The sequence below is a fragment of the Alteromonas sp. P256 genome (genome assembly GCF_036864455.1).
Taxonomy (GTDB): domain Bacteria; phylum Pseudomonadota; class Gammaproteobacteria; order Enterobacterales; family Alteromonadaceae; genus Alteromonas.
In genome coordinates this window covers 500817-525070 of record NZ_JAZETM010000001.1, presented here as the reverse complement: position 1 = coordinate 525070, position 24254 = coordinate 500817, and the positions used below count along the sequence as shown (strand labels likewise).

The following is a 24254-nucleotide window of genomic DNA, read 5'->3' as shown; positions in this document are numbered from 1 at the left end:
AAGGGCCGAACAAATAAAGGAAAGACAAATAAAGCCAAAACGAACTAAGAGCATGCCTTTGAAACACAACCCCTTAAAAGAGGTAATGCACACCTAGAGAGAGCGCCATGTTTTCTTCTTCTCCAACCTGTCGATGTTCAATTTCTACTGCCATGTTCAACCCTTTATTATCGCCTAAAAGCCACCCCAACCGGGTAAACGTGCCTATATCTGTTGGAACATACAGCCACTCTGCGTAATGACTAAATGCCGTGTTTTTCGTATTGTACGTGGCGTACACATGCTGAGGTAAACGTGTATTAAAACTGCGTTTGGCACTCACAAACGTTTGCGAACCGGCAGGGTAGGTAAAGCTGCTGTCGTACTGATGGGTTTCCGTGGTGGAATGTGGTCTGTAGCGGCTTTTCAGCTGCCAGTTTGCCATCTTTGCGCTTTTAAAATGAATAGGACCAAAGTTAGATTTCACACTTCTTTCACGCGCGCACGCATTGCTAGCGGCAAAACAGAGTCCGCATAGTAGCAATAAAACGTAGAAGCGCTTGGTTGTCATGTGTTTCACTTTAAGTGTCAATTTCATTGCTTGTTACAACACAATCAGCAACAAAGCAGTTTGGAGTAAAGAAGTAGAGAATAAAAGCACCACTCTTTGCTCAACAATCTTATTATGGCACTGCTTGTCGGCGTCTACGGTATCACGCTGATGCAGTACGTATTTTTCTGGCTACATATTAAATAGCGACTTATTTAGCAGCTACTTATTAATTGGCTAACTATTAAAAGCATAAATAGCCTTTATCTAAGCATAGACAAAAACGCAGGTTACGGAAATGCATTTAAAATACTTAACGCATATTCTTTTACTTTTAAAAACAAAAAGCCCCCGCTATAAATATGCTTTTCGCATTAACGAGGGCTTCTTTGGCGGCGCTGACACGCCTAGTTTATTTTACTAAACCGATGCTTTAAGCGCTTCGGCTTTGTCAGTCGCTTCCCAAGGGAAAGCTTCACGACCAAAGTGACCGTAGGCCGCAGTTGCTCGGTAAATTGGACGCTCAAGGTCTAACATCTTAATTAGGCCGTACGGGCGAAGGTCAAAATGTTCGCGCACTAGCGCAACCAATGTTTTTTCATCAACCACGCCGGTACCAAAAGTATCGATGCTGATAGAGGTAGGCTGCGCAACGCCGATAGCGTAAGAAATCTGAATTTCACAGCGTTTTGCTAACCCTGCCGCTACGATATTCTTCGCTACATAACGTCCAGCATACGCGGCACTGCGGTCAACTTTTGATGGATCTTTACCTGAGAATGCACCACCACCGTGACGTGCCATACCTCCGTAGGTATCAACAATTATTTTACGGCCTGTCAGCCCGCAGTCGCCCATTGGGCCACCAATGACGAATCGACCGGTTGGGTTAATATGAAATTGGGTATTTCCATCAATCCATTCGCTTGGTAGAACCGGTTTAATTATCTCTTCCATGACTGCTTCGCGAACGGTTTCAGTAGACACTGAGTCGCAATGCTGTGTTGATAACACTACTGCATCAATGCCAACAGGCTTGTCATTTTCGTATTTAAACGTGATCTGGCTTTTCGCATCAGGACGCAGCCAATTAAGCTTGCCCGATTTGCGTACTTCAGCTTGCTTTTGTACTAAACGGTGCGAGTAAGTGATAGGCGCTGGCATAAGCACGTCGGTCTCGTCACTTGCGTAACCAAACATTAACCCTTGGTCGCCTGCACCTTGCTCTTCTAAGCTAGCGCGGTCTACACCCTGATTAATGTCTGGAGACTGCTTACCAATAGCGTTAAGTACAGCGCACGAATCGGCGTCAAAACCCATATCTGAATGAGTGTAACCAATTTCTTTCACTGTATTGCGAGTGATTTCTTCAATATCAACCCACGCTGAAGTGGTAACTTCACCACCAACCAAAACCATACCTGTTTTTACATAGGTTTCGCAGGCAACACGTGCCCGAAAGTCTTGCTCTAATATAGCGTCAAGCACTGCATCAGAAATTTGGTCAGCGATTTTATCCGGATGTCCTTCAGAAACCGATTCAGAAGTGAATAGATTCGTGGCCATGTGTACTCCGTTTGCATTTAATTATCGAAATTATTTGTATTGTACTAAATCAAGTTATAAATACCAGTCTTTACTTCTAGACGTCTAAAAGTCTTTTGGCTCTAAACCGTTACGATTTGTTGACATTTACTGATCAGATTCTTTTTGTGTATCGCTTTTTAGTTGAGTATTGAAATCGTTCGGGGTCGAGTACTGACATACAAATTTGCGTTTTATCAATGAGCATTTACGTATGTTCTGCGTAATAGACCATTTTTTGTGAGTAGTTTCGCTTTTGGCATTATAAACCCATTGAACTGTGCGGTGGCATGGGTAAGAATAACGCCACATTCAAACGTACATAAAACGCAGAGCTTAAGTCGAATGCGCGACTTACCTCCACGCTCGCTTAGATACGAATTATAACCAGGAGACAACATGCCCTCTCGTCGCGAACTCGCCAATGCTATCCGTGCACTAAGTATGGATGCGGTTCAACAAGCTAAATCAGGTCACCCAGGCGCCCCAATGGGGATGGCCGATATTGCTCAAGTATTATGGCAAGATTTTTTATCTCACAACCCAGCTAACCCATCATGGGCTAATCGCGACCGCTTCGTGCTATCGAATGGTCATGGGTCGATGCTTTTATACTCGCTACTTCATCTCTCGGGCTACGAACTGCCGATTGAAGAGCTGAAGAACTTCCGTCAATTGCACTCTAAAACTCCAGGTCACCCAGAGTATGGCTATGCACCAGGTGTAGAAACCACTACCGGCCCACTAGGCCAGGGCGTGAGCAATGCAGTCGGTATGGCGCTAGCTGAGAAAGTACTTGCAGCCCAGTTTAACCGCGATGACCACGACATTGTTGACCACTATACCTATGCATTCCTTGGTGATGGCTGCTTAATGGAAGGTATCTCACACGAAACGTGTTCACTTGCAGGTACCTTAGGTTTAGGCAAACTTATCGCGTTTTGGGATGACAACGGCATTTCGATTGACGGTGAAGTCGAAGGTTGGTTTACCGACGACACGCCAGCACGCTTTAAAAGCTATGGCTGGGATGTAATTGAAGGTGTAGACGGTCATGATGCTGAGCAAGTTAAAGCGGCCATCGAAAAAGCGCAAGAAAACAGCGCTAAGCCAACCCTTATTTGCTGTAAAACGACTATTGGTTTTGGTTCTCCAAACAAAGAGGGTACTGAGTCTTGTCACGGTGCACCATTAGGTGATGATGAAATTGTAGCAACACGTGAAAAGCTAGGCTGGAAACACGGCGCGTTTGACATTCCTGATGACATTTATGCTCAGTGGGATGGCAAAGGTAAAGGCGGCGAAGCAGAGTCGGCATGGAACGACGCTTTTGCAGCCTATGAAGCCGCATACCCTGAACTAGCCGCAGAATTTAAGCGTCGCGTTAACGGTGAACTGCCTGCTGATTTCAGTGACAAAGCAGATGCAATTATTGCTGAGCTGCAAGCTAATCCGCAAAACATTGCGTCGCGTAAAGCGTCTCAAAATGCGCTGAATGCGTTTGGTCCATTGTTGCCAGAATTATTAGGTGGCTCTGCTGACCTAGCAGGCTCTAACCTAACAATTTGGGAAGGCAGTAAAGGCGTTGAAGCTAACGATGCATCGGGTAACTATGTTTACTACGGCGTGCGCGAGTTTGGTATGTCTGCCATGATGAATGGCATTACGCTACACGGCGGCTTTAAAGCATACGGTGCAACATTCTTAATGTTTATGGAATATGCACGTAACGCAGTGCGCATGGCTGCACTAATGAAGCAGCCTGCTATTTTTGTGTACACACATGACTCAATTGGTTTAGGCGAAGATGGTCCAACTCACCAACCTGTTGAGCAAGTGGTTGCGCTTCGCTCTACACCGAATCTTGATAACTGGCGCCCCTGCGACCAAGTTGAATCAGCGGTGTCGTGGAAGTCGGCAATCGAGCGTACTGACGGCCCAACCACACTTATCTTTACGCGCCAAGGTTTAGCGCAGCAAGAAAGAACCTCACAGCAAGTGGCTGATATTGCGAAAGGTGGCTACGTACTTATCGATAGTGACAGCACGCCTGAACTTATTCTTATTGCTACGGGTTCTGAAGTTCAGCTGGCAGTAGAAGCCGCCGCTGCATTAACCGAGCAAGGCAAGGCCGTGCGCGTGGTATCAATGCCATCAACAGACGTGTTCGATCGCCAGTCGAAAGACTACCGCGAGAGCGTATTGCCTTCGTCAGTCACCAAGCGTGTAGCGGTTGAAGCACTGTCAAAAGATAGCTGGTACAAGTATGTTGGCCTTAATGGCGCTATTATTGGTATGGATACCTTTGGCGAATCGGCACCTGCGGGCGACCTGTTCAAGCATTTTGGTATTACTACCGACGCTGTCGTAGAGGCCGCGCTGTCTCTGTAAGAGGTAAATAAAAGCCAATGGTAAATATTGCCATAAATGGGTTTGGTCGAATTGGTCGTAACGTATTACGCGCACTCTACGAGAGTGGGCGTAATAACGAGTTTAATGTTGTGGCCATTAACGACATTGCCAAGCCCGAAGGCATTGCACATTTACTGAAATACGATACCGCCCACGGGCGGTTTCGTTTCGATGTGGCCTTAAAAGATAAAACACTGTCGGTAGCAGGCGATGATATACAGCTGCTAGCTGAAGCCGACATTAGTAACCTGCCCTGGAAAACCTTAGGTGTAGACATTGTGCTTGAATGTACCGGTATATTTGATGATCGTGCTTCAGGGCAGTCTCATCTTAATGCAGGTGCTAAAAAAGTGCTGTTTTCATCCCCAGGTTCGCCCGATTTAGACAACACAGTCATTTTCGGTACTAACGAAGATACCTTAACCAGTGACCATAAATTAGTCTCTAACGGCTCGTGCACCACAAATTGTATTGTCCCTGTAATTCAGGCTCTCGATGCGGCATTTGGTGTACTAAGTGGCACGATTACCACCATTCATGCATCAATGCATGACCAGCAAGTTATCGATGCATACCATGAAGATTTACGTCGGACTCGGGCTGCAAGCCAATCTATCATTCCTGTCGATACGCGCTTAGCGGCGGGGATTGAGCGTATTTTACCCAAGTTTGCCGGCAAGTTCGAAGCAATTGCGGTACGGGTACCCACCATTAACGTCACCGCGATGGACTTAAGTGTTAGCCTTAAAAATGAAGTGTCTATTGAGCAAGTTAACCAAGCGTTGCGAAACGCAAAAGACGGTCGCTTGCAGGGAATTTTAGACTACACCGAAGAGCCTTTGGTATCAGTAGATTTCAATCACGACCCGCACTCGTGTATTGTAGATGGCACACAAACTCGCGTAAGCCACAAGCAGTTAGTTAAAACTCTGGTGTGGTGTGACAATGAATGGGGCTTTGCAAATCGAATGCTAGACACAGCCAAAGTGATGTTTGAAGCAAAATAAATCGTAAATGCTGCCAGGGTTGGTGGCACCAACCCGCGCAGCTTTCACACGTTAATGAATGACAACATTTTTAAATTAACATAGGAAAGATGATGCCAATTCCAAGTATGAACGATATGGCCTTGCACGGTCAGCGTGTTCTCATTAGACAAGATTTAAACGTACCGGTTAAAAACGGCAAAGTAACCTCAGATGCTCGCATTAAAGCATCAATTCCAACCATTAAAGCCGCGCTCGACGCTGGCGCAGCCGTTATGGTGATGTCTCACCTTGGCCGTCCAAATGAAGGTGAGCCTGCCGAAGAGTTTTCACTTCAACCTGTTGTCGATTACCTAAACGACGCCCTCGATGTACCTGTAAAGCTAGTTAAAGATTACCTAGACGGTGTTGAACTTTCCGATGGCGAACTAGTGATCCTAGAAAACGTACGCTTCAATCAAGGCGAGAAGAAAGACGACGAGACCCTTTCCAAACAATATGCTGCACTGTGCGATATTTTCGTGATGGATGCATTTGGTACTGCTCACCGTGCACAAGCTTCTACACATGGTGTAGCGAAATTTGCTACCCAAGCATGTGCCGGGCCGCTTCTAGCTGCCGAACTCGATGCACTAGGTAAAGCACTAGATAATCCTAAGCGCCCAATGGTGGCTATTGTTGGTGGGTCAAAAGTATCGACTAAGCTAACCGTATTAAAAACACTGGCAGAAAAGGTCGATCAGCTTATTGTAGGTGGCGGTATAGCCAACACATTTATTGCTGCCCAGGGCCACAATGTAGGTAAGTCTTTAGTTGAGATGGACCTAACTGAACAAGCCACACAGCTGATGAACGACGCTCAGGCTAACGGCGGAAACATCCCTGTGCCAACCGATGTAGTGGTAGGCGCAGCGTTTGATGAAAATACCGAGGCCACGTTAAAGCACGTGTCTGAAGTTACTGATGAAGATATGATTTTTGATATTGGCCCAGACTCATCGAAAGCTCTGGAAAGCATTATTAAAAATGCGGGCACTATTGTGTGGAATGGCCCGGTGGGTGTATTTGAATTTGAACAGTTCAGCGCAGGTACGAAAGCTCTGTCTGAGGCAATTGCAGCAAGTGACGCATTCTCTATTGCAGGGGGCGGTGATACACTTGCGGCAGTCGATAAGTACGGGATTGCCGATAAGGTCTCTTACATATCAACAGGCGGTGGCGCTTTCCTTGAGTTTCTTGAAGGAAAAACACTGCCTGCTGTGGCGATACTAGAAGAAAAAAATAAATAAGCGCTGTCGTTGCCTCAAGTTAGCTAATCAAATTAACTCACTTGAAACTATAACGTAAGAAATAGCGCCTAGTATGCTACCGGTGCTTACCTATACTGAAAACAGCAATAACATGGTGCAGGTAAGCGCCTTTCGGAAATGCCCTTTTTAAAGAGCAACTTTCTTTGAAAACGGTGCTTTTCGAAAAACTCTTTTTAAAAAAGGTTCTTTGTAAAAAGAACTGGTTAGCTTTACAGTGATGTTTGCTGACGAAATAACTATAAACCCTACAGCTGTCGTATAGGCAGAACAATACAAAAGGAGTGTTGCAATGGCATCACAAGCTCAGCAATCTATGCTGGATAAACTCAACACACAAATCGGTTTTATTGCAGCGTTAGATCAAAGCGGCGGCAGTACACCGAAAGCATTACGTCTTTACGGCATTGAAGAGTCACAATACAGTTCAGACGAAGAAATGTTCAACCTTGTACACGAGATGCGCACTCGTATTATTACCAGTGCTCCTTTCAGTGGCGAGCGCGTTTTAGGCGCTATCTTGTTTGAAAATACCTTAGATAGAGAAATTGAAGGCATGTCCACTGCTCACTATTTGTGGCAGAAGAAGCGTGTTATTCCGTTTTTGAAGGTAGACAAAGGGCTTCAGGAAGAAAGTGATGGCGTACAGCTTATGAAGCCGATGCCAGAACTTGACGCATTGCTAGCGAAAGCCGTGGCGCAAGACGTGTTTGGTACTAAAATGCGAAGCGTAGTAAAACTCGCTAATCAGCAGGGTATTAAAGCCGTTGTCGAGCAGCAGTTCGAGGTAGGTAAGCAAATTCTTGCTGCAGGACTTGTGCCTATTATAGAGCCAGAGGTTGATATTCACAGCCCGCAGAAAGCCGAAGCTGAAGCACTCCTTAAGCTTGAGATCCTTACCCAGCTTAACTTGTTAAGTGAAGGGCAAGAGGTAATGTTAAAGCTAACATTGCCTGACCAAGCCAACTTCTACAAAGAGTTAGTAGACCACCCACGTGTATTGAAAGTAGTTGCCTTATCTGGTGGTTATACTCGCAACGACGCTAATGCAAAGTTGTCAGAAAACCAAGGCATGATCGCAAGCTTCTCTCGCGCACTTACCGAGGGTACCTCGGCTAAGCAGTCTAAAGAAGAATTTGAAGCACTGCTCGATACCGCAATTGACGGTATTTATACTGCATCTAAGTCTTAATGTAGCGCTTGCATGGCATTGTGCTTTGCCGGAACAAGCGGCATTAGCTTTGCGATATGAGCCTTGCAGCCAACGCTTCGACATATAAGTTTCGAAATGTGAGCTTTGCAAAATAGACATAAACAAAAGGAGAGCATCGCTCTCCTTTTTTATGTCTATTTATTCAGTGCTGACATATTCCGTTTTCAAAAAGAAAGTGAAAAGGCCTTAGGCTCAAGATGAAAAGTCATTTTGACTTAAAAACTGCCTGACTTCCTGCTCATCAAAACGCAACCCTGCTTGGGAAATTGCGTTAAGGGCGGCATCAATGTCTTCAAAAAACGCATATTCAATTTCAGCAGTATCGTAACAAAAGCGCAGTTGTTGTCTTATTGTCATTGCCACATCAGAATCTTTAATCACTACTGCAAGTAATGTTAATCCACGAGTTTGACGAATGCGGGTTTGCTTGATGAAAATATCAAATGTGGAGGGAGGCATAAGGCTTTCACCATATAAAACACTTAATTGCGCCCATTGCTTGCTAGGGTTGTCTGTGTTGCTTGATACGGTCTCTATGTGTTGTGATAGTTTGACCACGCCATGTCGCATTGTTTCGTCATTCCATGGGCCTCTTGCAGAAAAAAGTACAAGCTGCTCACTCACTGCGCTTTTGTATTCACCATGATGATTATGCATATACCTAATGCCACCTTCTTGTTGGTAAAATCACACTGCCATGTCATCTACTTTTTCAATATTCTCCCTTCGTATACGGTTAGCTGTTGCCTAAAAATTAACTCTACGATTGCATAAAGAGCAGAGAAAGCGGTAAGAGTAAATCGCAGCAAGCGTGGTCTACGGCTTTAAATAAAGAACAGTTTGTCTTGAAAGTATGTACATTTTATCGACTAAATCGAGTGAATGGCCGCATATTTAACCCCGCTTTATCTTCATGTCGTTTGATTGCGCTAGTATGAGAGCTGAACAAGTTTGAAGATCAAAAATAAAAAAGAATAGGGCAACAATGACAGCACATTATTTCCACCCACATTGCAAAACAACCAAGAAATCATTTACTACAGGCCGCATTTCTACGGCCATATTATTTTCCTTAGGTACTTCTTTGCTGAGTACGTTACTTCCCGCTACCAGCGTGGCCCAAGAAGACACTCGCACTGTGAATTCGACGCCAACATCACCAGCATCCAATAAAGCTCACCACTTTGCGTCAGAAGATATTTTCAATTTAGAATATGTAAGCGAAGCACAGGTATCGCCAGATAAAAAGCAGGTGGTCTACGTTCGTCGCTCTAATGACATTATGTCTGATAGCACGCGCTCTAATATTTGGCTTGCCAGTGTCGATGGCAGTGAGCACCGGCCTTTACTATCGTCTAAACATAATTTCTACTCGCCCCGTTGGTCTCCTGATGGAAAGCGTTTGGCGTATTTGTCGAATGAAGAAGGAAAGCCACAGCTGTATGTACGCTGGATGGATACCGGGCAAACGGCACTTGTTACTAATGTCACCTCTTCCCCTAGTTCCATTACCTGGTCGCCTGATGGAAAGCACATTGCATTTACCATGAGCGTCGATGCCGAAGAAAAGCCGCTGAAAGTCAATATGCCTAAAAAGCCGAAAGGGGCTAACTGGTCTCCAAGCTTTGAATATATCACTAAAGCAAGGTATCAGGCCGACGGAAGAGGCGTATTAGAGCCTGCGTACACACACATATTCGTAGTGCCATCACAAGGCGGCACCGCAAGGCAGCTTACCTCAGGTGATTATCACCATCGCGGAAGCTTAAGCTTCTCTCATGACGGCGCAAAAATATACTTTTCAGCCAATCGAAGCAGCAACTGGGAATACGAGCCAATAGAAGCGGATATTTATACGGTAGACATGCAAGGGCATATCGAGCAACTAACCAGTTTTAAAGGTCGTGAAGCGTCACCGGTAGTTTCCCCTAATGGCAAACATGTCGCTTACGAACGCCGAAGCGATGACAAAGTCATGTATAAAAATACGTATTTATACGTGATGAAAGCCGATGGTACAGAGCATAAAAATCTCACTGAAACTATCGATAATGCTGTGTCTAACTTTGTATGGAAAGACAACAAGAATATCTACTTTCAGCAGTCTGTACGAGGCTTAGCGCAAGTCGATAGTGTGTCGCTATCGGGCAAAGTAACCAATATGGCATCTGGGTTAGGGGGCACTACTTTAGGTAGGCCTTACGTTTTCGCCACTTACCATGCCGCGGGTGATGTTATTGCCTACACTAAAGGGGCAACTAACAGACCTGCCGACTTATATGTTACCAGCGATGATGAGCGTCAACTGACGTCGCTGAATGAAGATGTGCTTGGCCACAAAACGTTGGGTGAAGTGAAGGAGATTGTTTACAAATCTTCAATAGATGGGGAAGAAATTCAGGGCTGGTATATTCTTCCGCCAGACTATGACAGCAGTAAAACCTATCCACTTATTTTAGAAATTCATGGTGGTCCAAATTTAGCTTATGGCCCCGTGTTTACGGCAGAGTTACAGCGAATGGCGGCCGAAGGTTACGTAGTGTTTTACGATAATCACCGAGGCAGCACTGGCTATGGAGAGCGTTTTGCTTTGCTACTTCAAGGCAAGTACAGCTCAAAGTATGACTTTGCCGACCACATGTCGGGTGTTGATGCGCTCATCGAAAAAGGCATTGCCGACCCTGAAAAACTTTTCATCACCGGTGGCTCTGCCGGGGGAATTGCATCTGCTTATGCCATTGGTCTAACGGATAGGTTTAAAGCCGCGGTAGTGGCAAAGCCTGTTATTAATTGGCTATCTAAAGTACTTACCGCTGACTCAGGGCTTTACCAAATACCCTTTCAGTTTCCTGGCAAGCCATGGGACAACGTAGAGCATTATTGGAAGCGTTCACCCCTGTCGCTAGTTGGCAATGTTACAACGCCTACCATGCTTATCACCGGAGTGAACGATAAACGTACTCCTATGTCTGAAACGGAGCAGTTTTACCAAGCGCTTAAAATTCAGAAAGTAGATACGGTATTAGTCAAAGTACCTGAATCGTCTCATGGCATTGCTACGAAACCGTCGCGAATGATTGGCAAGGTAGAAAATATCTTAGCGTGGTTTAAAAAGTACAGCGGTGCTGATGAAGCTACAACGCCAGATGCTCCTTAGTACGTTTCTTATAAAAGCTATGTAAATACAACTTTCGCCAAATGGCTTCAAAAGGGCCTTGGCGGAAGTGCTTCGTCATTATATTCGCCAGCACTATCTGAATAGCAGTAAAGGCTAACGTTATGATAAGCAAATCAAGCAAGGTCACTGTGAAGGCAAAGTCAGGGAAGTACGCAGGCATGACTATGCGAAAGAGAACCGCCATCGCAATTGATTGAGTGAGGTATAGCGTAAACGCCACTTTTCCACAGTTTACTAACGATTGATACCACCACGTTGCCGTATTTTTCACCTTAACTAACAAATGAGCGTAAACCAACGCACAGAAAGTAGCGGGGACACTCGACAGCATCGGTGTAACGTCTGCTGTTACGCTCTCAATCATTATCAGGGGAAGAGTAGTGGCCATGGATGTCACTATTGCAATGGCGGCTACCTTTATAAACGCCGCTGAAGAAAAGCCTTGGTTGAAAAAGCCATTTCGATAAAGGTAAGCGCCGAACATCATAAGTCCCATAGATTGCCATAGCATGGTAAATGGAGCGACAATAATGCTTATTGCTTGAAAGGTAACTTGTGTTTCAATTTGGAATAAATAACTGCTCTGCCACTGCGCCACTTCATCGCTGTACACTTCACTTGCCCTAAGCGGAAGTTCGCCGCCGAAGTCATAGAAAAATGCTGATATCACGCCAACGAGAAGCATAATAACGCTGCCAATCACTAAAAAATTGAGGCTTTTCTTCTTCAGATCGCCTTGGCTAAGGGAAAAACTCTTTAGAATTAAAAAGGCACAAATGCTGTAATACAGCAGAATATCGCCACCAAAAATAAATACGCTGTGCAGTAGCCCAAATAAAAAAAGCCATTTTAGTCGAGACTTAGCAAACGTTAAAAAGTCGTATCCTCGCGACTGGCAGTGTTCAAACTGAATAGCCAAGCCTGCGCCAAAGAGCAAGCAAAATAACGAACGGAATCTTCCATCTAAGAAAAGGGCATTGATGAGCGAAATGATGTCATCAGATAAAAGTGGTTCTTCAAAAAACGCGTAGCCAGTGTAGAAATTTTGGTGAAACGTAATATTTAAAAAGAGTATGCCGAGGATAGCTAGGCCTCGAATAGCGTCTATTGAATGAATTCGCATTTACATTCCTTGTAAAAGAAGATGGAGTGCCATTAGTTTGGAGTACTAGCAGTTTGGTGTTACAGCAGTGTAGCGAGTCTGATAAATAAAATCGAAATGAAAAATGTATCGAAACGTTTATTAGTTTTTGTGCCTGTGATTTTATTGAATCATATTCGCGTCGATATGTGACACGAGAATTCTAGGTCTGCTACTCGTCAAATTGACTCATCGTTTAAAATATAAAAAATAGCTAGCACTACCGCTAGCTACTTTCTTGATGTTAAACGCTGTAGAGGGAAACCCAGCTAGCTATTAATCAGTAATTCCAAGTCAAGCGCCTGCCAGTGCTGGCTCTCACTGGCTAAATCAGCAGATAAAATGGACTTTTCCTCAAGCCACCCTTCAGGAAAGTTCAACGATAATGATGATGGGGTAACGTCAATCGTCATGTCTGGCAAGAATTGCTCTTGTCGCTTTAAATTGAGTAATGCTCCTAGTCTTAGCAGAGCAATTAGGCGCTTCACGGCGTTGCTGTCAAAAAGGTTAAAGCTAGGTAAGTCACTAATGCGTATTTTCTTGCGATGAAAGCGCACTAGTGTGGCTAACAATAACTGCTGCTCTTGAGTGAAACCGGGCATATCAACATTAGCGAGAATATAAGCACTGTGACGCTGCACGCCGCGGGAATTAATTTGTATGCCTACCTCGTGAAGTAGAGCTGCCCAACCCAGCATATTTTTAAAGTCTTGGCCTTTAAGTTTCCATGCTTTTTCTGCTTCTCGCAGCAGCATTAGCGAGGTATTTAACACAATGGTTGCTTGCGAGGTATCCACATCATAACGGGTTGCTAAGCTACTTGCCGTTCTTCCGCGAATATCAGCGTGATGAAGCTCGTCTTCCATTTGATAAAGCACGCCTTCGCGCAATGCCGCAGGTGAGTAAACAAGTGCTTTAATATCTAACGCTTTAAACACCGCAATTAAAATAGCAATACCACCGGCGATGACCACGCGGCGATCTTCGCTTAAATTGGGAAAGTCCAACTTATCAACATGCCCAGCATCAATGAATTGGTCCATAAGACTACGCAAGGCTTTCAACGTAACGGGAATATCATGTTCGTTAGTTTTGTCTTGCTGACATAGCGTAAACAAAGAGCGAATAGTCCCCGAGGTGCCAACACATTGCACCCAGCCGAGTTTGCGATACTTTACGTCTATCATCTCAAGCTCTTGAGCGGCACTGGTTATTGCTTTATTAAACGCGCTGCGCTTTATTTCGCCGTTAGCAAAAAATTTCTGCGTGTAGCTTACGCAGCCCATTTGCAAGCTTCTACAAAGTAGAGGCTTAAACCCTTTACCAATAACAAACTCCGTTGAGCCACCGCCAATATCTACCACCAGTTGCTGGCCATCGGCATGATTAGTGTGGGCAACGCCGGAGTAGATTAAGCGCGCCTCTTCCACCCCTGAGATAACTTCAATGGGGTAGGGCAGTACGTCTTTTGCTGCGCGAATAAACTGTCTGGCGTTTCGCGCTTTTCGCAAAGTGTGCGTGGCCACAATTCTGACTGAATCGGGCTCGAAGCCCTTTAAACTCTCAGCAATGACTTTGAGCATGGCAAGGCCACGTTCTATGGCTTCATCAGACAAAATATTGTCGTCATCTAGCCCTTCGGCAAGTCGCACCTTCTGTTTAACGCGGTGAAGAATTTGAACAGAGCCCGCTACAATTCTCGCCACGACAAGGTGAAAGCTGTTTGAGCCAATATCTAGCGCGGCGACTTTACTTACTTCCCGGGACTCTACACCGTCAAAGATGGATTCATGCTCAGTCATTAGTGATCAGGTTATCCTACAGGTTGTCTTCAAGTTGTTTGAGGTAATCGTATATTTCTATTTGAGAGCGTACCTTTTTGCGATTACCGCGCAACACATAATCATTCGTCTGTTCAGAGTTGATAACGCGCGCTTTCAGCGTATCTTTAAACTGTAGCTCCATAATATCAACAATGCGCTGCTGCAAGGTTCTATCGTAAACTGGGCAGCCCACTTCTATCCGGTTGTCCATGTTGCGTGTCATCCAATCGGCAGAAGAGATAAACACTTTTCGATCACCGCCGCCTTCAAAAATCATCACGCGAGGATGTTCTAAGAACCTATCGACAATAGAGATAATTTCAATGTTGTCGCTAATACCTTTAAGACCTGGGTTCAGTGAGCACATGCCGCGAACGATACCGCGAATTTTGACGCCTGCTTGGCTAGCTCGGTATAAATCGTCAATTAACTCTTTATCAACAAGGTTGTTAATTTTGAATGTTATTTGCGCATCAAAGCCTTGGTTTAAATGCTGTATTTCTTGACGAATTAACGACTGGATCTTAGTTCTAGAGTTCAGCGGCGAAATTTGTAGATGCTGGAATTTATAACGGCGGTACGGGTATTGAATAAGGTCAAACACCGCTACACCTTCGTCGGCTAATTCTTGATTGCGCGTAAACAAGCTGTAATCGGTGTATATTTTAGCGGTCTTCTCGTTGAAGTTACCGGTACCGAAATGAGCGTAATTAATTAAAGCTCCACGCTCTTCTCGCGTCACAATACACAGTTTTGAGTGAATCTTAAGAGTAGGCACCCCAAGCACAACGCGAATTCCCGCTTCGGTCATTCGTTTCGACCACTCAATATTAGCTTCTTCGTCAAAACGGGCGCGTAACTCTACAACCACGGTCACTTTTTTACCGTTATCCACCGCGTCAATGAGCGAGTTGATGATACGAGAATTACTCGCCACTCGGTAAATATTAATGCGTATGGTGCGTACATTAGGATCGAAAGCTGCCTGACGCAAAAATTCAGTGAAATGCAAAAAGCGGTGGTAAGGATAGTGCAGTAAAATATCGTTGGCTGTAATGGCATCAAACACGGTGTTGTGTTGCGAAAACGCTTTGCTATCAATAGCCGGCAGCGGCGTATGTTCTAAGTATTCTCGGCCCACGTTGGGAAAGCCAATAAAGTCTTTAAAGTTACGATAGTGGCCCGCAGCATGCATGGTATCAAGCTTAGTGATTTTAAGGCGCTTGCGCAGGTCTTGCATCATATCGTCTGGCATATCGGTGTCATAAATAACCCGAACCGGCTCTGCAATAAGGCGCTGTTTCATGCTTTCAGACATTTTCTCAACGTAGCTTTCGTCTATCTCATCGTTGATGGAATACTCGGCATCTCGAGTCATCTTAAATGAAAATGACTCTATGTCGTCAAACTTGATAAAGCCTCGAAAGATATCTTCAAGACAAAGCTGAATCATGTCGTCGAGCATAATAATATGCTTTTTCTTTTTACTTTTTTCTGGAGGAATAAGCATAAAGCGAGACATTTCAGTGGTAGGAACCTGAATGACTGCGAATTTCGTGTTTTTCTCTTTTCTTCTCAGGGCGACATAAAGATAAACAGACGTGCCGTTTAGCCGCTTTAATAGGTCTGTTTTTTTATCAATAATGATAGGCGCAATGTGACGCAGCACTTTATTCACGAAAAAATTGCGAACCCACTGCTGCTGATAATCATCCAGGTCGTTTTTGCGAAGTATATGTATATTATATCGTGCTAAACTTTTAACGACGTCTTTATGAATTTTGTCGAATTTTTCTGAGAGCTGAACCACCTTCTTTTGAATCTGTTCCATCAGAATTGTCTGACGTTCGGCTTCTTCTTCGTTACCGTCGTTTTGCGCGATAGTGATTTGTCTTTTTACACCTGCGGCACGCACGCGGTAAAATTCATCTAGGTTGTTTGAGTAAATACCTAAAAAGCGTATACGTTCAACGGCAGGAGTGTTTTGATCGGCGGCTTCCTGCAACACGCGTTCGTTAAAAGCTAACCAACTCAGTTCCGCAGGATAATATAAAACGTTGTTATCCATAATTTCTCATTCAAGGCTCACAAAATGGTCAAAGGCTGTCATCCGTTAATGACACTTTGATGACAAGGCAATACTTGGCAATGGGTGAAACGGCGTATTCTTCACATTAATGCGTTGCGGTGATGTCTACAACTAAGTCATTCGCCAAAGCTTCAAGGGCGTTTTGCAATGCGCCATCGTCGAATTCTGCTGGTACACCAATTTCTGCTTTCGCTTTAAAAATTAAACTGCCCCAGTTAGGCGCGCTTTCGCAGTGTGAGGCAAAGGTAAGTATGTTGAGGTTGAACTGATTAAGTACACTAGTCAGTTCTTGCACTATACCGGGTTTGTCGTTACCCATTACCTCAACGGTATACTTAACGGCGTTGCTTTCTTGAGGTCCAAGTGCTGCGACATGTTGAACGGTGATGTCGGGTAACGCTTCAATGGCGTCTATTAAAGGCTGTTTTCCCTCTGCACTGACATGCACTTCAACAAAGCCTGTGAATAAACCCGCCATGTGTGCAAAGCTTGATCCCAACCAGTTTCCTTTGTGTGTATAAATACATTTCGCAAGCGAGTCGACTAACCCAGGCTTGTCTTGCCCCATTATGTTTATAACTATAGATTGCATGCAAAACTCCTTGATGAATGGCTGAGAAATAAGCTGAACGTGCTTACGCAGGCTAATAGCATGTGTGATTTCGCTCAATGGTTGAATAGAGGCATAAACACAACGCCTAAAACTCGTAGCAGGAAAAATTTTCGCTTGCTATTAGCATAACAAAACTTACACTGCTCACCAGTGCAATTTACTCCAAATTCTTCCACTGAGAAGGGTTTTTATAATATAAACACTAAAAAGTAGAATGACTCCCGATAGCGATAGCATAAACAAGAGACGCCAACGGACTGACAGACGGTCTCGCTTTGTAGTAACGGGCTTTGGTGGTCTGGTGTTGCTGACGCTGGTTATTCTAGTCTCACACCTTATAAGCCAAGCAGTACCGCTTACCTATACGCCTTCACTTAAACAAGTGGCCCACACCACTGTGCCCAATAATGAATCGATTATCAGCACTGGCGATATCTTTAACGGCCAACCGCTGTTGGCAGAAAAAGCAAACTGTCGATTAGGGCTTCTCGCCTTTTCTGATGGTAAGCTAAAGAATACTCAAGATTACACAAAGCCTTGTGGTCACACGCTTTCTGCTATGAGCGTAATGGGCGAAAACTTCATTGTTGATATTTCACCCACAGGGCAGGTACGTCTTGTTCCTGTACGAACCTACAATACAGACAAACTGTTAGATAAGAAGGTAGTGCAAAGCACTCCGTCTAATACTATTGCTTTTGCGCTTCCCAAACAGGTTTGGCAGGGGCAAAAGCACTGGCAAATTCAATTATCCAATCGGTGGGTAGTGACACAGGTTACCCTTGATAGCGGTGTTTTTGTGCGCTGGGTTAATCGCAAAGCGCCCACCACGTTTATCGATAAACATTTTTCGGGCGCAGAACAGGTCACGCTGATGCCTGGCAGTGAAAGCATGCTGCTGCATAAAAATAACGATATTTATCTTCATCGCCTTTACGATAAGGCTAACGCATCAGCGCCATTTATCAGCAATGTGTCTCACGCAGGCAGTGATGCATTGGTATTCCCCTTGGCCAAACAGCGTTCATTCTTTTTGCACAATCTCAACACCCATTCATTAACGCGGTGGGTATTGAGTAAAGGCAGCGAAGGCTTACATTTTCAAAAGACATACTCAATTGTGTTAAGCGATAGTGAGGTGACGCTAGATATTGCTGAGCATGCCAGCATGAATTTGATTTCAGTGCTAACGAGCAACAGTACGCTATTGCTGATTAATCGAATTACTGGGGAGATAATAAGTTCTCGTCACAGTGATACGGCTATTTCTAGTATTGACTGGCATGGTGATGTGTTAATAGGAAGAAGCAACAGTTCGGTAACGGCATGGCAGGGAAATCACTTAAGCGGTATTACCACGTGGTCTTCTTTGTTTGAACCACAGCATTATGAAGGCTATGACACCGAGGCGACAGTATGGCAAACCACCAGTGCATCAGACTACCAAGAGGCCAAATTTAGTTTAACTCCGCTATTAATTGGTAGTTTTAAAGCATCTTTACTGGCTTTGGTTATCGCTATTCCCGTTGCCATTGGCGCGGCCATTTATACTGCTTACTTTGCAAAAGCGAGACTTCGCCACCTGTTAAAGCCGGCTATTGAGATGTTAGAGGCTATACCCAGCGTACTCATTGGCTTTATTGCCGCTATATGGCTATCGCCCAAGGCAGAGCAATTTCTATTTTCCGTCGCTTTCTTTATTATCTTTGTGCCAATTACACTTATTATTGTGTCGCTGTTTCAGCGCCAAGTAGCGCAATACCTGCCAAAGCGTATTCGCCACGGTAGCGAGTTGGTATTTGCCCTAGGAGGCACGTTATTACTCGCCTTTATCAGCGTGGAATTTGCGCCTCAGTTTATATTCTCTATCATGGGCGTTGATGGGTTTGCACTGTTGGCGTCGGGGTCAGACAGTCCAATTGGTAAAACAACCATTGTGGTTGCTATTGCCTTAGGTATCGCAATTTCGCCCAGCATTTATTCTTTGGCTGAAGACGCCATAAACGGGGTGCCCGAAGATTTGAAAAACGCCTCGTTTGCGCTGGGAGCGACACGACTTCAAACGTTAATGCATGTGGTGCTGCACGTATCGCTGCCAGGCATTATTGCTGCCATAATGTTGGGCTTTGGTCGCGCTTTCGGTGAAACAATGATTGTGCTTATGGTAACGGGGAACACCCCCATATCTAGCTGGGGCCTTATTGAAGGGCTAAGGGCACTAACCGCTAATTTAGCCATTGAATTGCCTGAAGCTGATGTTTCATCGGCCCATTATCAAATTCTCTTTTTTACCGCCTGTATTTTGTTTGCATTCACCTTCATGGTAAATACCATTGCCGAGGTTATGCGGCAGCGACTGGGAAGGAGAAAAAAGCATGACTAAGCTTCGCCTTTCTGGCTTAAATGCGGTGCAGCGTCAGTCGCTGGTGATTAGTTTAACCGCCTTTTTCACTGGCCTATTGCTGATTGCCCTTATTAGCGTACTCGTGTTGATTACGGCAAGGGGCGGCGCTTATTTTTGGCCAAAACCCATATACAGCGTTGCGCTTACTCCCATACCTTCTCCAGAGCTTGCCTCCGACCAAGTTCTACCTAAAGAAGCTGCGTCTAAAGAGACTACACCTAAAGAAATTACGCCTAAAGAGATTATGCCTAAAGAGACCCGGCCGCAGATTGAGACCCTTTTAGCCAATGTATTCGATGATGAAGCTAAATCGGAGATTAGGCTCAAGTATGCAGACGCGCTAAATCCATACGGGGCGCAATTGTTAGTTGAGCGTGAGCGTATAAAGCGTATTGACCTAGCTAAAAACAGCGCCGAGATAAAGCTCAATGACGGGCGGCAGGTAATGGCTGTGCCTGAAAATGTGGTTACGCCAGAGGGCGCCAATATTCCGCTAGCAAAATTGCCGCAAATAATGGAGTCAGTAGCACTCATCTCAAGTGAAATTACAAAATTAAACAAACAATTTTTAGCACCAATTCACGAATCGCTTTCTCGCTTTGACAATCGAGATGTCGCAGCGGATGCGCCAGCGCGAGAAAAGTTAGTAGCTCAGTTCAATGAGTATCAACAACGAGTTCGTTCACTTGAAACTCAGCGAGATCAATACAAGCTTGCGGTGAGTTTTGCCGACGGGCAGCCCTTTAATATTCCGATATTTACGATTCAAAGTGTCGATTTTGTGAGTCGATTAACAGGGTTTGAAAAGTGGCAGGTGGCCATTGGTGAAGTGTTTGTGTTTCTCACTGAATCGCCTAAACAAGCCAATACGTCGGGTGGCGTGTTTCCTGCTCTATTTGGTACGGTGCTAATGGTATTTATTATGACCATTATCGTTACCCCCTTTGGCGTAATGGCTGCTATCTATTTAAGCGAATATGCGCCAAACACAGCCCTAACCACCACTATTCGCGTAAGCGTAAGCAATATGGCCGGTGTTCCTTCCATTGTGTATGGTGTGTTTGGCCTTGGATTCTTTGTTTACACGCTTGGCGGTAGTATAGACAGCCTCTTTTTTAGTGATACGCTACCTGCGCCAACCATGGGTAGCCCAGGTATATTTTGGGCGGCATTAACCATGGCAATACTCACACTTCCGGTGGTTATTGTGGCTACCGAAGAGGGGCTTAGGCGCGTGCCAGAAGGGCTAAAAGCGGGCAGCTATGCATTAGGTGCCACTAAAATTGAAACCATTGTACGCACTATATTGCCTATTGCTTCTCCCGGTATTATGACCGGCGTTATATTGGCCATTGCCAGAGCTGCAGGTGAGGTAGCGCCACTTATGTTGGTGGGTGCAGTCAAATTCGCGCCTGCCTTACCTATTGACGGTGAGTTTCCATTTTTACACCTCGATAGACAGTTCATGCACCTAGGCGTGTTAATTTACGATAGTGCATTTCACAGCCAAACCGATGCAAAAAGTGCATCGATGATGTTTGCCGCGTGCTTGCTATTGCTGGTTGTTGTATTTGTACTTAATATCCTAGCGGTACTACTTAGAACACGCTTACGTAAACGGTATTTAAAAGGGTAAAAGCTGTCATGCTGAAGTTGTTTAAACATAATATACAGCCCGTTAGCGAATTATCGAGCGCGCAGACAGCGGTTGAGGTTAACGAACTCAACTTATGGTTTGGTGACAAGCACGTGTTAAAAGACATCACCATGCGAATCCCGAAAAACAAAGTTACAGCGTTAATTGGTCAAAGCGGGTGCGGTAAATCCACACTGATAAACTGCTTTAACCGATTGAACGACCTGTACGACGGTTGTCAATACAAGGGTGAAGTGATTATTGATGGTAAAAACATTAATAGTAAAAAAATCAACGTGTCACGACTAAGAGCTAAAGTGGGGATGGTATTCCAGCGCCCAAATCCATTTCCTATGAGTATTTATGAAAACGTATGCTATGGATTGAAGCTTCAGGGGGTGCGTGAAAGACGAAATTTAGACGATGCGGTAGAAAGTGCGTTGAAGCAGGCCGCATTGTGGGATGAGGTGAAAGACCGATTATTTGAGCCTGCAATGACCTTATCGGGGGGGCAGCAGCAGCGATTAGTTATTGCTCGCGCTTTATCTCTAAAACCTGAAGTCCTGTTGCTCGATGAGCCAACGTCAGCCCTCGATCCGCTCACGACGCTTTTCATTGAAGAGTTGATGGAGTCGCTTAAAAAGCAATGTACGATAGTTATTGTTACTCATAATATGCAGCAAGCTGCGCGCGTGAGTGACTACACGGCTTTTTTTCATCAAGGTAAACTAGTGGAATATGCCGATAGCGACACGCTTTTCACCATGCCTGAGAAAAAACAAACAGAAGATTACATCACGGGGCGGTATGGTTAAGAACGACTCTTTTATTCCCGTTAGCCATATACGAAGAGGCGCGCTAACTTTAGTAGCAGCCCTTGTTGCACGCGCCATGTTTGCTGTTCACTGGAGTTACTAGAATGCGTCAGGTTGCTTTAAATACTCATATTTCGGGTACGTTCAACGTTGAATTAGAAAACTTGCGTAATTCCGTTTTGACTATGGGGGGCGAGGTAGAGCAGCAGATGGTAGATACGCTGTATGCTATTAAACACAATCATGCAGCCATTGCTGAAAAAGTAGTGTTGAACGACTTAAAAATAAATTCTATGGAAATTCAGATAGACGAAGAGTGCCTGAGAATTATTGCTAAGCGGCATCCCACGGCAAGTGATCTGCGTTTAATCATGACCATTTCTAAGGCTATTACTGACATTGAGCGTATGGGGGATGAGATAGAGCGTATTGCTAAGCTAGTAACGCGGAACAAGCTCCCTTCCTCTGACACCATAAAAAGCAGTATGGTAAAGATAGGCGAACAGGTTATCGATATGATGCGCGGCACATTCGATGCTTTCGCCCGACAAGATGAGTCAGCAGCGCTTGAAGTTTATCGCCAGGACAATCAAATAGACAGTGAATATAAACGCCTGATAACGTACACCACGTCTGAAATGGAAAAAATCACCGAAGATATGCAAGATTGGCTCGACGTACTTTGGGCATTGCGATCACTGGAGCGCATTGGCGATCGATGTAAAAACGTCTGCGAATACGTTGTGTATCTAACACGGGGAACCGATGTGCGTCATACCTCCCTCGAAAGCATCCATCAGAAGATAGAAGATCTGACTTAATTTGCTGCGTAAATGTCGCTATACCGCCCGCGTGGCGTGGCATGGAGACTATTTTGAAATATAGCTGTCATAAAAATGAAACATTTGATTGAATAATCAGCATCGAAATATACTTTTATCTAATTTCGATGATTTTCGCTATGGCTTCGAAGATGATTACGTTATCATGCGCCGGAGCCGAGGACAGGTCGTGCAAAAAACGAACATTATGCTAAAAACATAATCTGTCTTTAACATCACACTCTAGCCTATTTGGCTCGGGGAACTGCTACACAGTGAAGTAGCGTAAAGCCCAAATCGCATTAGCTCGGGAGCGATACTTAGTGGATTTTTTTGAAAGTTATGGCCTAATTCTAATTCTTCTTGCCGGTGGTGTAGGTTTCATCATGGCGTGGGGAATTGGAGCTAATGATGTTGCCAATGCAATGGGGACATCAGTAGGGTCAAAAGCATTAACAATTAAGCAAGCAATTTTTATTGCGATGATATTTGAGTTTGCTGGCGCTTACCTTGCTGGTGGTGAAGTTACCTCTACTATACGCAAAGGAATTATCGACTCAAGCTTTTTTACAGACATACCTGAATTGCTCGTGCTGGGCATGATTTCCTCGCTGTTAGCTGCCGGTATTTGGTTGGCCGTAGCATCATGGTTGGGCTGGCCTGTATCAACAACGCATTCTATTATTGGCGCTATAATAGGTTTTACCGCAGTAGGCGTTAGTATGGACGCGGTTGCGTGGGAAAAAGTTGCCGGCATTGTGGGTAGCTGGGTGGTGACACCGGCTATTTCGGGTGTTATTGCCTATTTAATATTTATGAGTGCGCACAAACTTATATTTCAAACTGCCTCTCCTTTTGAAAGTGCTAAGCGCTACGTTCCATTTTATATGGCGTTAGCGGGCTTTGTTATGTCCCTTGTAACTATTAAAAAGGGGCTTAAGCACGTTGGCTTAGAAATGAGCGCAGTGAATGGATATTTTCTTGCCGTGGGTATCGCAGTTTTATTAGGCGTTGTAGGCAAGTGGTACATTGGCCGTATGAAGTTCAGTGGCTCTGAAGATGCAGATTTACAGGCTGCAAACGTAGAGAAAGTGTTTGCCTTATTAATGGTAGTGACAGCCTGTTGCATGGCGTTCGCCCACGGCTCGAACGACGTAGCGAATGCTATCGGACCATTAGCGGCAGTTGTTAGTGTAGTGAGCAGTGGCGGCGAAATTAATGCAAATGCAAAGCTCGCGGTATGGATTTTACCACTTGGCGGTTTAGGTATCGTTGCTGGATTGGCGCTATTCGGCCATCGAGTAATAAAAACCATAGGGCAGGGAATAACTCACCTTACACCTAGCCGCGGTTTCGCAGCGGAATTGGCAGCAGCTTGTACCGTTGTTATTGCCTCTGGAACGGGGCTACCTATCTCTACCACGCAAACACTTGTTGGTGCGGTGCTAGGCGTAGGTTTAGCGAGAGGAGTGTCTGCACTTAACCTTGGCATTGTAAGAAATATTGTAGTGTCGTGGGTTGTTACGCTTCCTGCAGGCGCTATTCTTTCAATTATCTCGTTCTATATATTGAGAGCTTCGTTTGGGGTGTGATACTACCGCGGTAGTCAGTGCAGCATAATTATACTGAAACGCTTGCACAGGTAGCGAAAGTGAAACTAATATCAACACGCCCTCAAACTCACATAACATAAAAAAGCCGCG

The 24254-nt window shown here is 44.8% G+C and carries 17 protein-coding genes; 10 read left to right on the top strand and 7 right to left on the bottom strand.

Annotation, left to right across the window (positions count from 1 at the left end; translation table 11 throughout):
• Positions 1 to 73: 73 nt before the first annotated feature.
• Complete coding sequence (locus V7R39_RS02275) at positions 74 to 424, bottom strand: hypothetical protein (protein WP_334027737.1); 351 nt, start codon at positions 422 to 424, stop codon at positions 74 to 76.
• A 525-nt stretch (positions 425 to 949) separates the two neighbouring features.
• On the bottom strand, positions 950 to 2095 hold the full coding sequence (metK, locus tag V7R39_RS02270) for a methionine adenosyltransferase (protein ID WP_334027735.1): 1146 nt from the start codon (positions 2093 to 2095) through the stop codon (positions 950 to 952).
• A 417-nt stretch (positions 2096 to 2512) separates the two neighbouring features.
• Here metK and tkt point away from each other — a divergent pair, with 417 nt between their 5' ends.
• The 4 genes from tkt to V7R39_RS02250 all read left to right on the top strand — a co-directional run bounded on the left by tkt (position 2513) and on the right by V7R39_RS02250 (position 8010).
• The gene (tkt, locus tag V7R39_RS02265) at positions 2513 to 4504 is read left to right on the top strand and encodes a transketolase (protein ID WP_334027733.1); all 1992 of its coding nucleotides are present in this window, start codon (positions 2513 to 2515) and stop codon (positions 4502 to 4504) included.
• 17 nt (positions 4505 to 4521) lie between these two features.
• The gene (gene epd / locus V7R39_RS02260) at positions 4522 to 5532 is read left to right on the top strand and encodes an erythrose-4-phosphate dehydrogenase (RefSeq protein ID WP_334027731.1); all 1011 of its coding nucleotides are present in this window, start codon (positions 4522 to 4524) and stop codon (positions 5530 to 5532) included.
• A 92-nt stretch (positions 5533 to 5624) separates the two neighbouring features.
• Positions 5625 to 6800 (top strand): phosphoglycerate kinase, encoded by a 1176-nt coding sequence (locus tag V7R39_RS02255; RefSeq protein WP_334027729.1) that lies wholly within the window; start codon positions 5625 to 5627, stop codon positions 6798 to 6800.
• Positions 6801 to 7110: 310 nt separating this feature from the next.
• Positions 7111 to 8010, top strand: a complete 900-nt coding sequence (locus V7R39_RS02250) for a fructose bisphosphate aldolase (protein WP_334027727.1) — start codon at positions 7111 to 7113, stop codon at positions 8008 to 8010.
• A 213-nt stretch (positions 8011 to 8223) separates the two neighbouring features.
• Here V7R39_RS02250 and V7R39_RS02245 read toward each other — a convergent pair whose 3' ends face one another.
• Complete coding sequence (locus V7R39_RS02245) at positions 8224 to 8688, bottom strand: hypothetical protein (RefSeq protein WP_334027725.1); 465 nt, start codon at positions 8686 to 8688, stop codon at positions 8224 to 8226.
• Between the two features lie 328 nt (positions 8689 to 9016).
• On the opposite strand from V7R39_RS02245, the gene V7R39_RS02240 reads away from it, so the two are divergent.
• Positions 9017 to 11188 carry a S9 family peptidase gene (locus V7R39_RS02240; RefSeq protein ID WP_334027723.1) on the top strand — a complete coding sequence of 724 codons (2172 nt, stop codon included), beginning with the start codon at positions 9017 to 9019 and terminating at the stop codon, positions 11186 to 11188.
• Here V7R39_RS02240 and V7R39_RS02235 read toward each other — a convergent pair.
• From V7R39_RS02235 to V7R39_RS02220, 4 genes are all read right to left on the bottom strand, one after another.
• Positions 11166 to 12332 (bottom strand): DUF418 domain-containing protein, encoded by a 1167-nt coding sequence (locus tag V7R39_RS02235; protein ID WP_334027721.1) that lies wholly within the window; start codon positions 12330 to 12332, stop codon positions 11166 to 11168. The genes V7R39_RS02240 and V7R39_RS02235 overlap by 23 nt on opposite strands.
• 287 nt (positions 12333 to 12619) lie before the next feature.
• On the bottom strand, positions 12620 to 14152 hold the full coding sequence (ppx, locus tag V7R39_RS02230; RefSeq protein WP_334027719.1) for an exopolyphosphatase: 1533 nt from the start codon (positions 14150 to 14152) through the stop codon (positions 12620 to 12622).
• 16 nt (positions 14153 to 14168) lie between these two features.
• Positions 14169 to 16241 carry a polyphosphate kinase 1 gene (ppk1, locus tag V7R39_RS02225; protein ID WP_334027717.1) on the bottom strand — a complete coding sequence of 691 codons (2073 nt, stop codon included), beginning with the start codon at positions 16239 to 16241 and terminating at the stop codon, positions 14169 to 14171.
• 106 nt (positions 16242 to 16347) lie between these two features.
• On the bottom strand, positions 16348 to 16854 hold the full coding sequence (locus V7R39_RS02220; protein WP_334027715.1) for a glycine cleavage system protein R: 507 nt from the start codon (positions 16852 to 16854) through the stop codon (positions 16348 to 16350).
• Between the two features lie 235 nt (positions 16855 to 17089).
• Here V7R39_RS02220 and V7R39_RS02215 point away from each other — a divergent pair, with 235 nt between their 5' ends.
• The 5 genes from V7R39_RS02215 (at position 17090) to V7R39_RS02195 (ending at position 24143) form a co-directional block, all read left to right on the top strand.
• Complete coding sequence (locus V7R39_RS02215) at positions 17090 to 19258, top strand: ABC transporter permease subunit (protein WP_334027713.1); 2169 nt, start codon at positions 17090 to 17092, stop codon at positions 19256 to 19258.
• A complete protein-coding gene (gene pstA / locus V7R39_RS02210) occupies positions 19251 to 20915 on the top strand; it encodes a phosphate ABC transporter permease PstA (protein WP_334027711.1) in 1665 nt (554 codons plus the stop codon). Before V7R39_RS02215 ends, pstA begins: the two co-directional genes overlap by 8 nt.
• An 8-nt stretch (positions 20916 to 20923) precedes the next feature.
• A complete protein-coding gene (pstB, locus tag V7R39_RS02205) occupies positions 20924 to 21730 on the top strand; it encodes a phosphate ABC transporter ATP-binding protein PstB (protein WP_334027709.1) in 807 nt (268 codons plus the stop codon).
• A 104-nt stretch (positions 21731 to 21834) separates the two neighbouring features.
• On the top strand, positions 21835 to 22551 hold the full coding sequence (phoU, locus tag V7R39_RS02200) for a phosphate signaling complex protein PhoU (RefSeq protein ID WP_163105107.1): 717 nt from the start codon (positions 21835 to 21837) through the stop codon (positions 22549 to 22551).
• 323 nt (positions 22552 to 22874) lie between these two features.
• Positions 22875 to 24143 (top strand): inorganic phosphate transporter, encoded by a 1269-nt coding sequence (locus V7R39_RS02195; protein ID WP_334027707.1) that lies wholly within the window; start codon positions 22875 to 22877, stop codon positions 24141 to 24143.
• The last annotated feature ends 111 nt before the right edge of the window (positions 24144 to 24254 follow it).

What these genes read in the sequence shown, in the direction of transcription:
- V7R39_RS02275 (WP_334027737.1), bottom strand. Translation starts at nt 424, where the DNA reads ATGGCAAACTGGCAGCTGAAAAGCCGCTACAGACCACATTCCACCACG.
- metK (WP_334027735.1), bottom strand. Translation starts at nt 2,095, where the DNA reads ATGGCCACGAATCTATTCACTTCTGAATCGGTTTCTGAAGGACATCCG.
- tkt (WP_334027733.1), top strand. Translation starts at nt 2,513, where the DNA reads ATGCCCTCTCGTCGCGAACTCGCCAATGCTATCCGTGCACTAAGTATG.
- epd (WP_334027731.1), top strand. Translation starts at nt 4,522, where the DNA reads ATGGTAAATATTGCCATAAATGGGTTTGGTCGAATTGGTCGTAACGTA.
- V7R39_RS02255 (WP_334027729.1), top strand. Translation starts at nt 5,625, where the DNA reads ATGCCAATTCCAAGTATGAACGATATGGCCTTGCACGGTCAGCGTGTT.
- V7R39_RS02250 (WP_334027727.1), top strand. Translation starts at nt 7,111, where the DNA reads ATGGCATCACAAGCTCAGCAATCTATGCTGGATAAACTCAACACACAA.
- V7R39_RS02245 (WP_334027725.1), bottom strand. Translation starts at nt 8,688, where the DNA reads ATGCATAATCATCATGGTGAATACAAAAGCGCAGTGAGTGAGCAGCTT.
- V7R39_RS02240 (WP_334027723.1), top strand. Translation starts at nt 9,017, where the DNA reads ATGACAGCACATTATTTCCACCCACATTGCAAAACAACCAAGAAATCA.
- V7R39_RS02235 (WP_334027721.1), bottom strand. Translation starts at nt 12,332, where the DNA reads ATGCGAATTCATTCAATAGACGCTATTCGAGGCCTAGCTATCCTCGGC.
- ppx (WP_334027719.1), bottom strand. Translation starts at nt 14,152, where the DNA reads ATGACTGAGCATGAATCCATCTTTGACGGTGTAGAGTCCCGGGAAGTA.
- ppk1 (WP_334027717.1), bottom strand. Translation starts at nt 16,241, where the DNA reads ATGGATAACAACGTTTTATATTATCCTGCGGAACTGAGTTGGTTAGCT.
- V7R39_RS02220 (WP_334027715.1), bottom strand. Translation starts at nt 16,854, where the DNA reads ATGCAATCTATAGTTATAAACATAATGGGGCAAGACAAGCCTGGGTTA.
- V7R39_RS02215 (WP_334027713.1), top strand. Translation starts at nt 17,090, where the DNA reads ATGACTCCCGATAGCGATAGCATAAACAAGAGACGCCAACGGACTGAC.
- pstA (WP_334027711.1), top strand. Translation starts at nt 19,251, where the DNA reads ATGACTAAGCTTCGCCTTTCTGGCTTAAATGCGGTGCAGCGTCAGTCG.
- pstB (WP_334027709.1), top strand. Translation starts at nt 20,924, where the DNA reads ATGCTGAAGTTGTTTAAACATAATATACAGCCCGTTAGCGAATTATCG.
- phoU (WP_163105107.1), top strand. Translation starts at nt 21,835, where the DNA reads ATGCGTCAGGTTGCTTTAAATACTCATATTTCGGGTACGTTCAACGTT.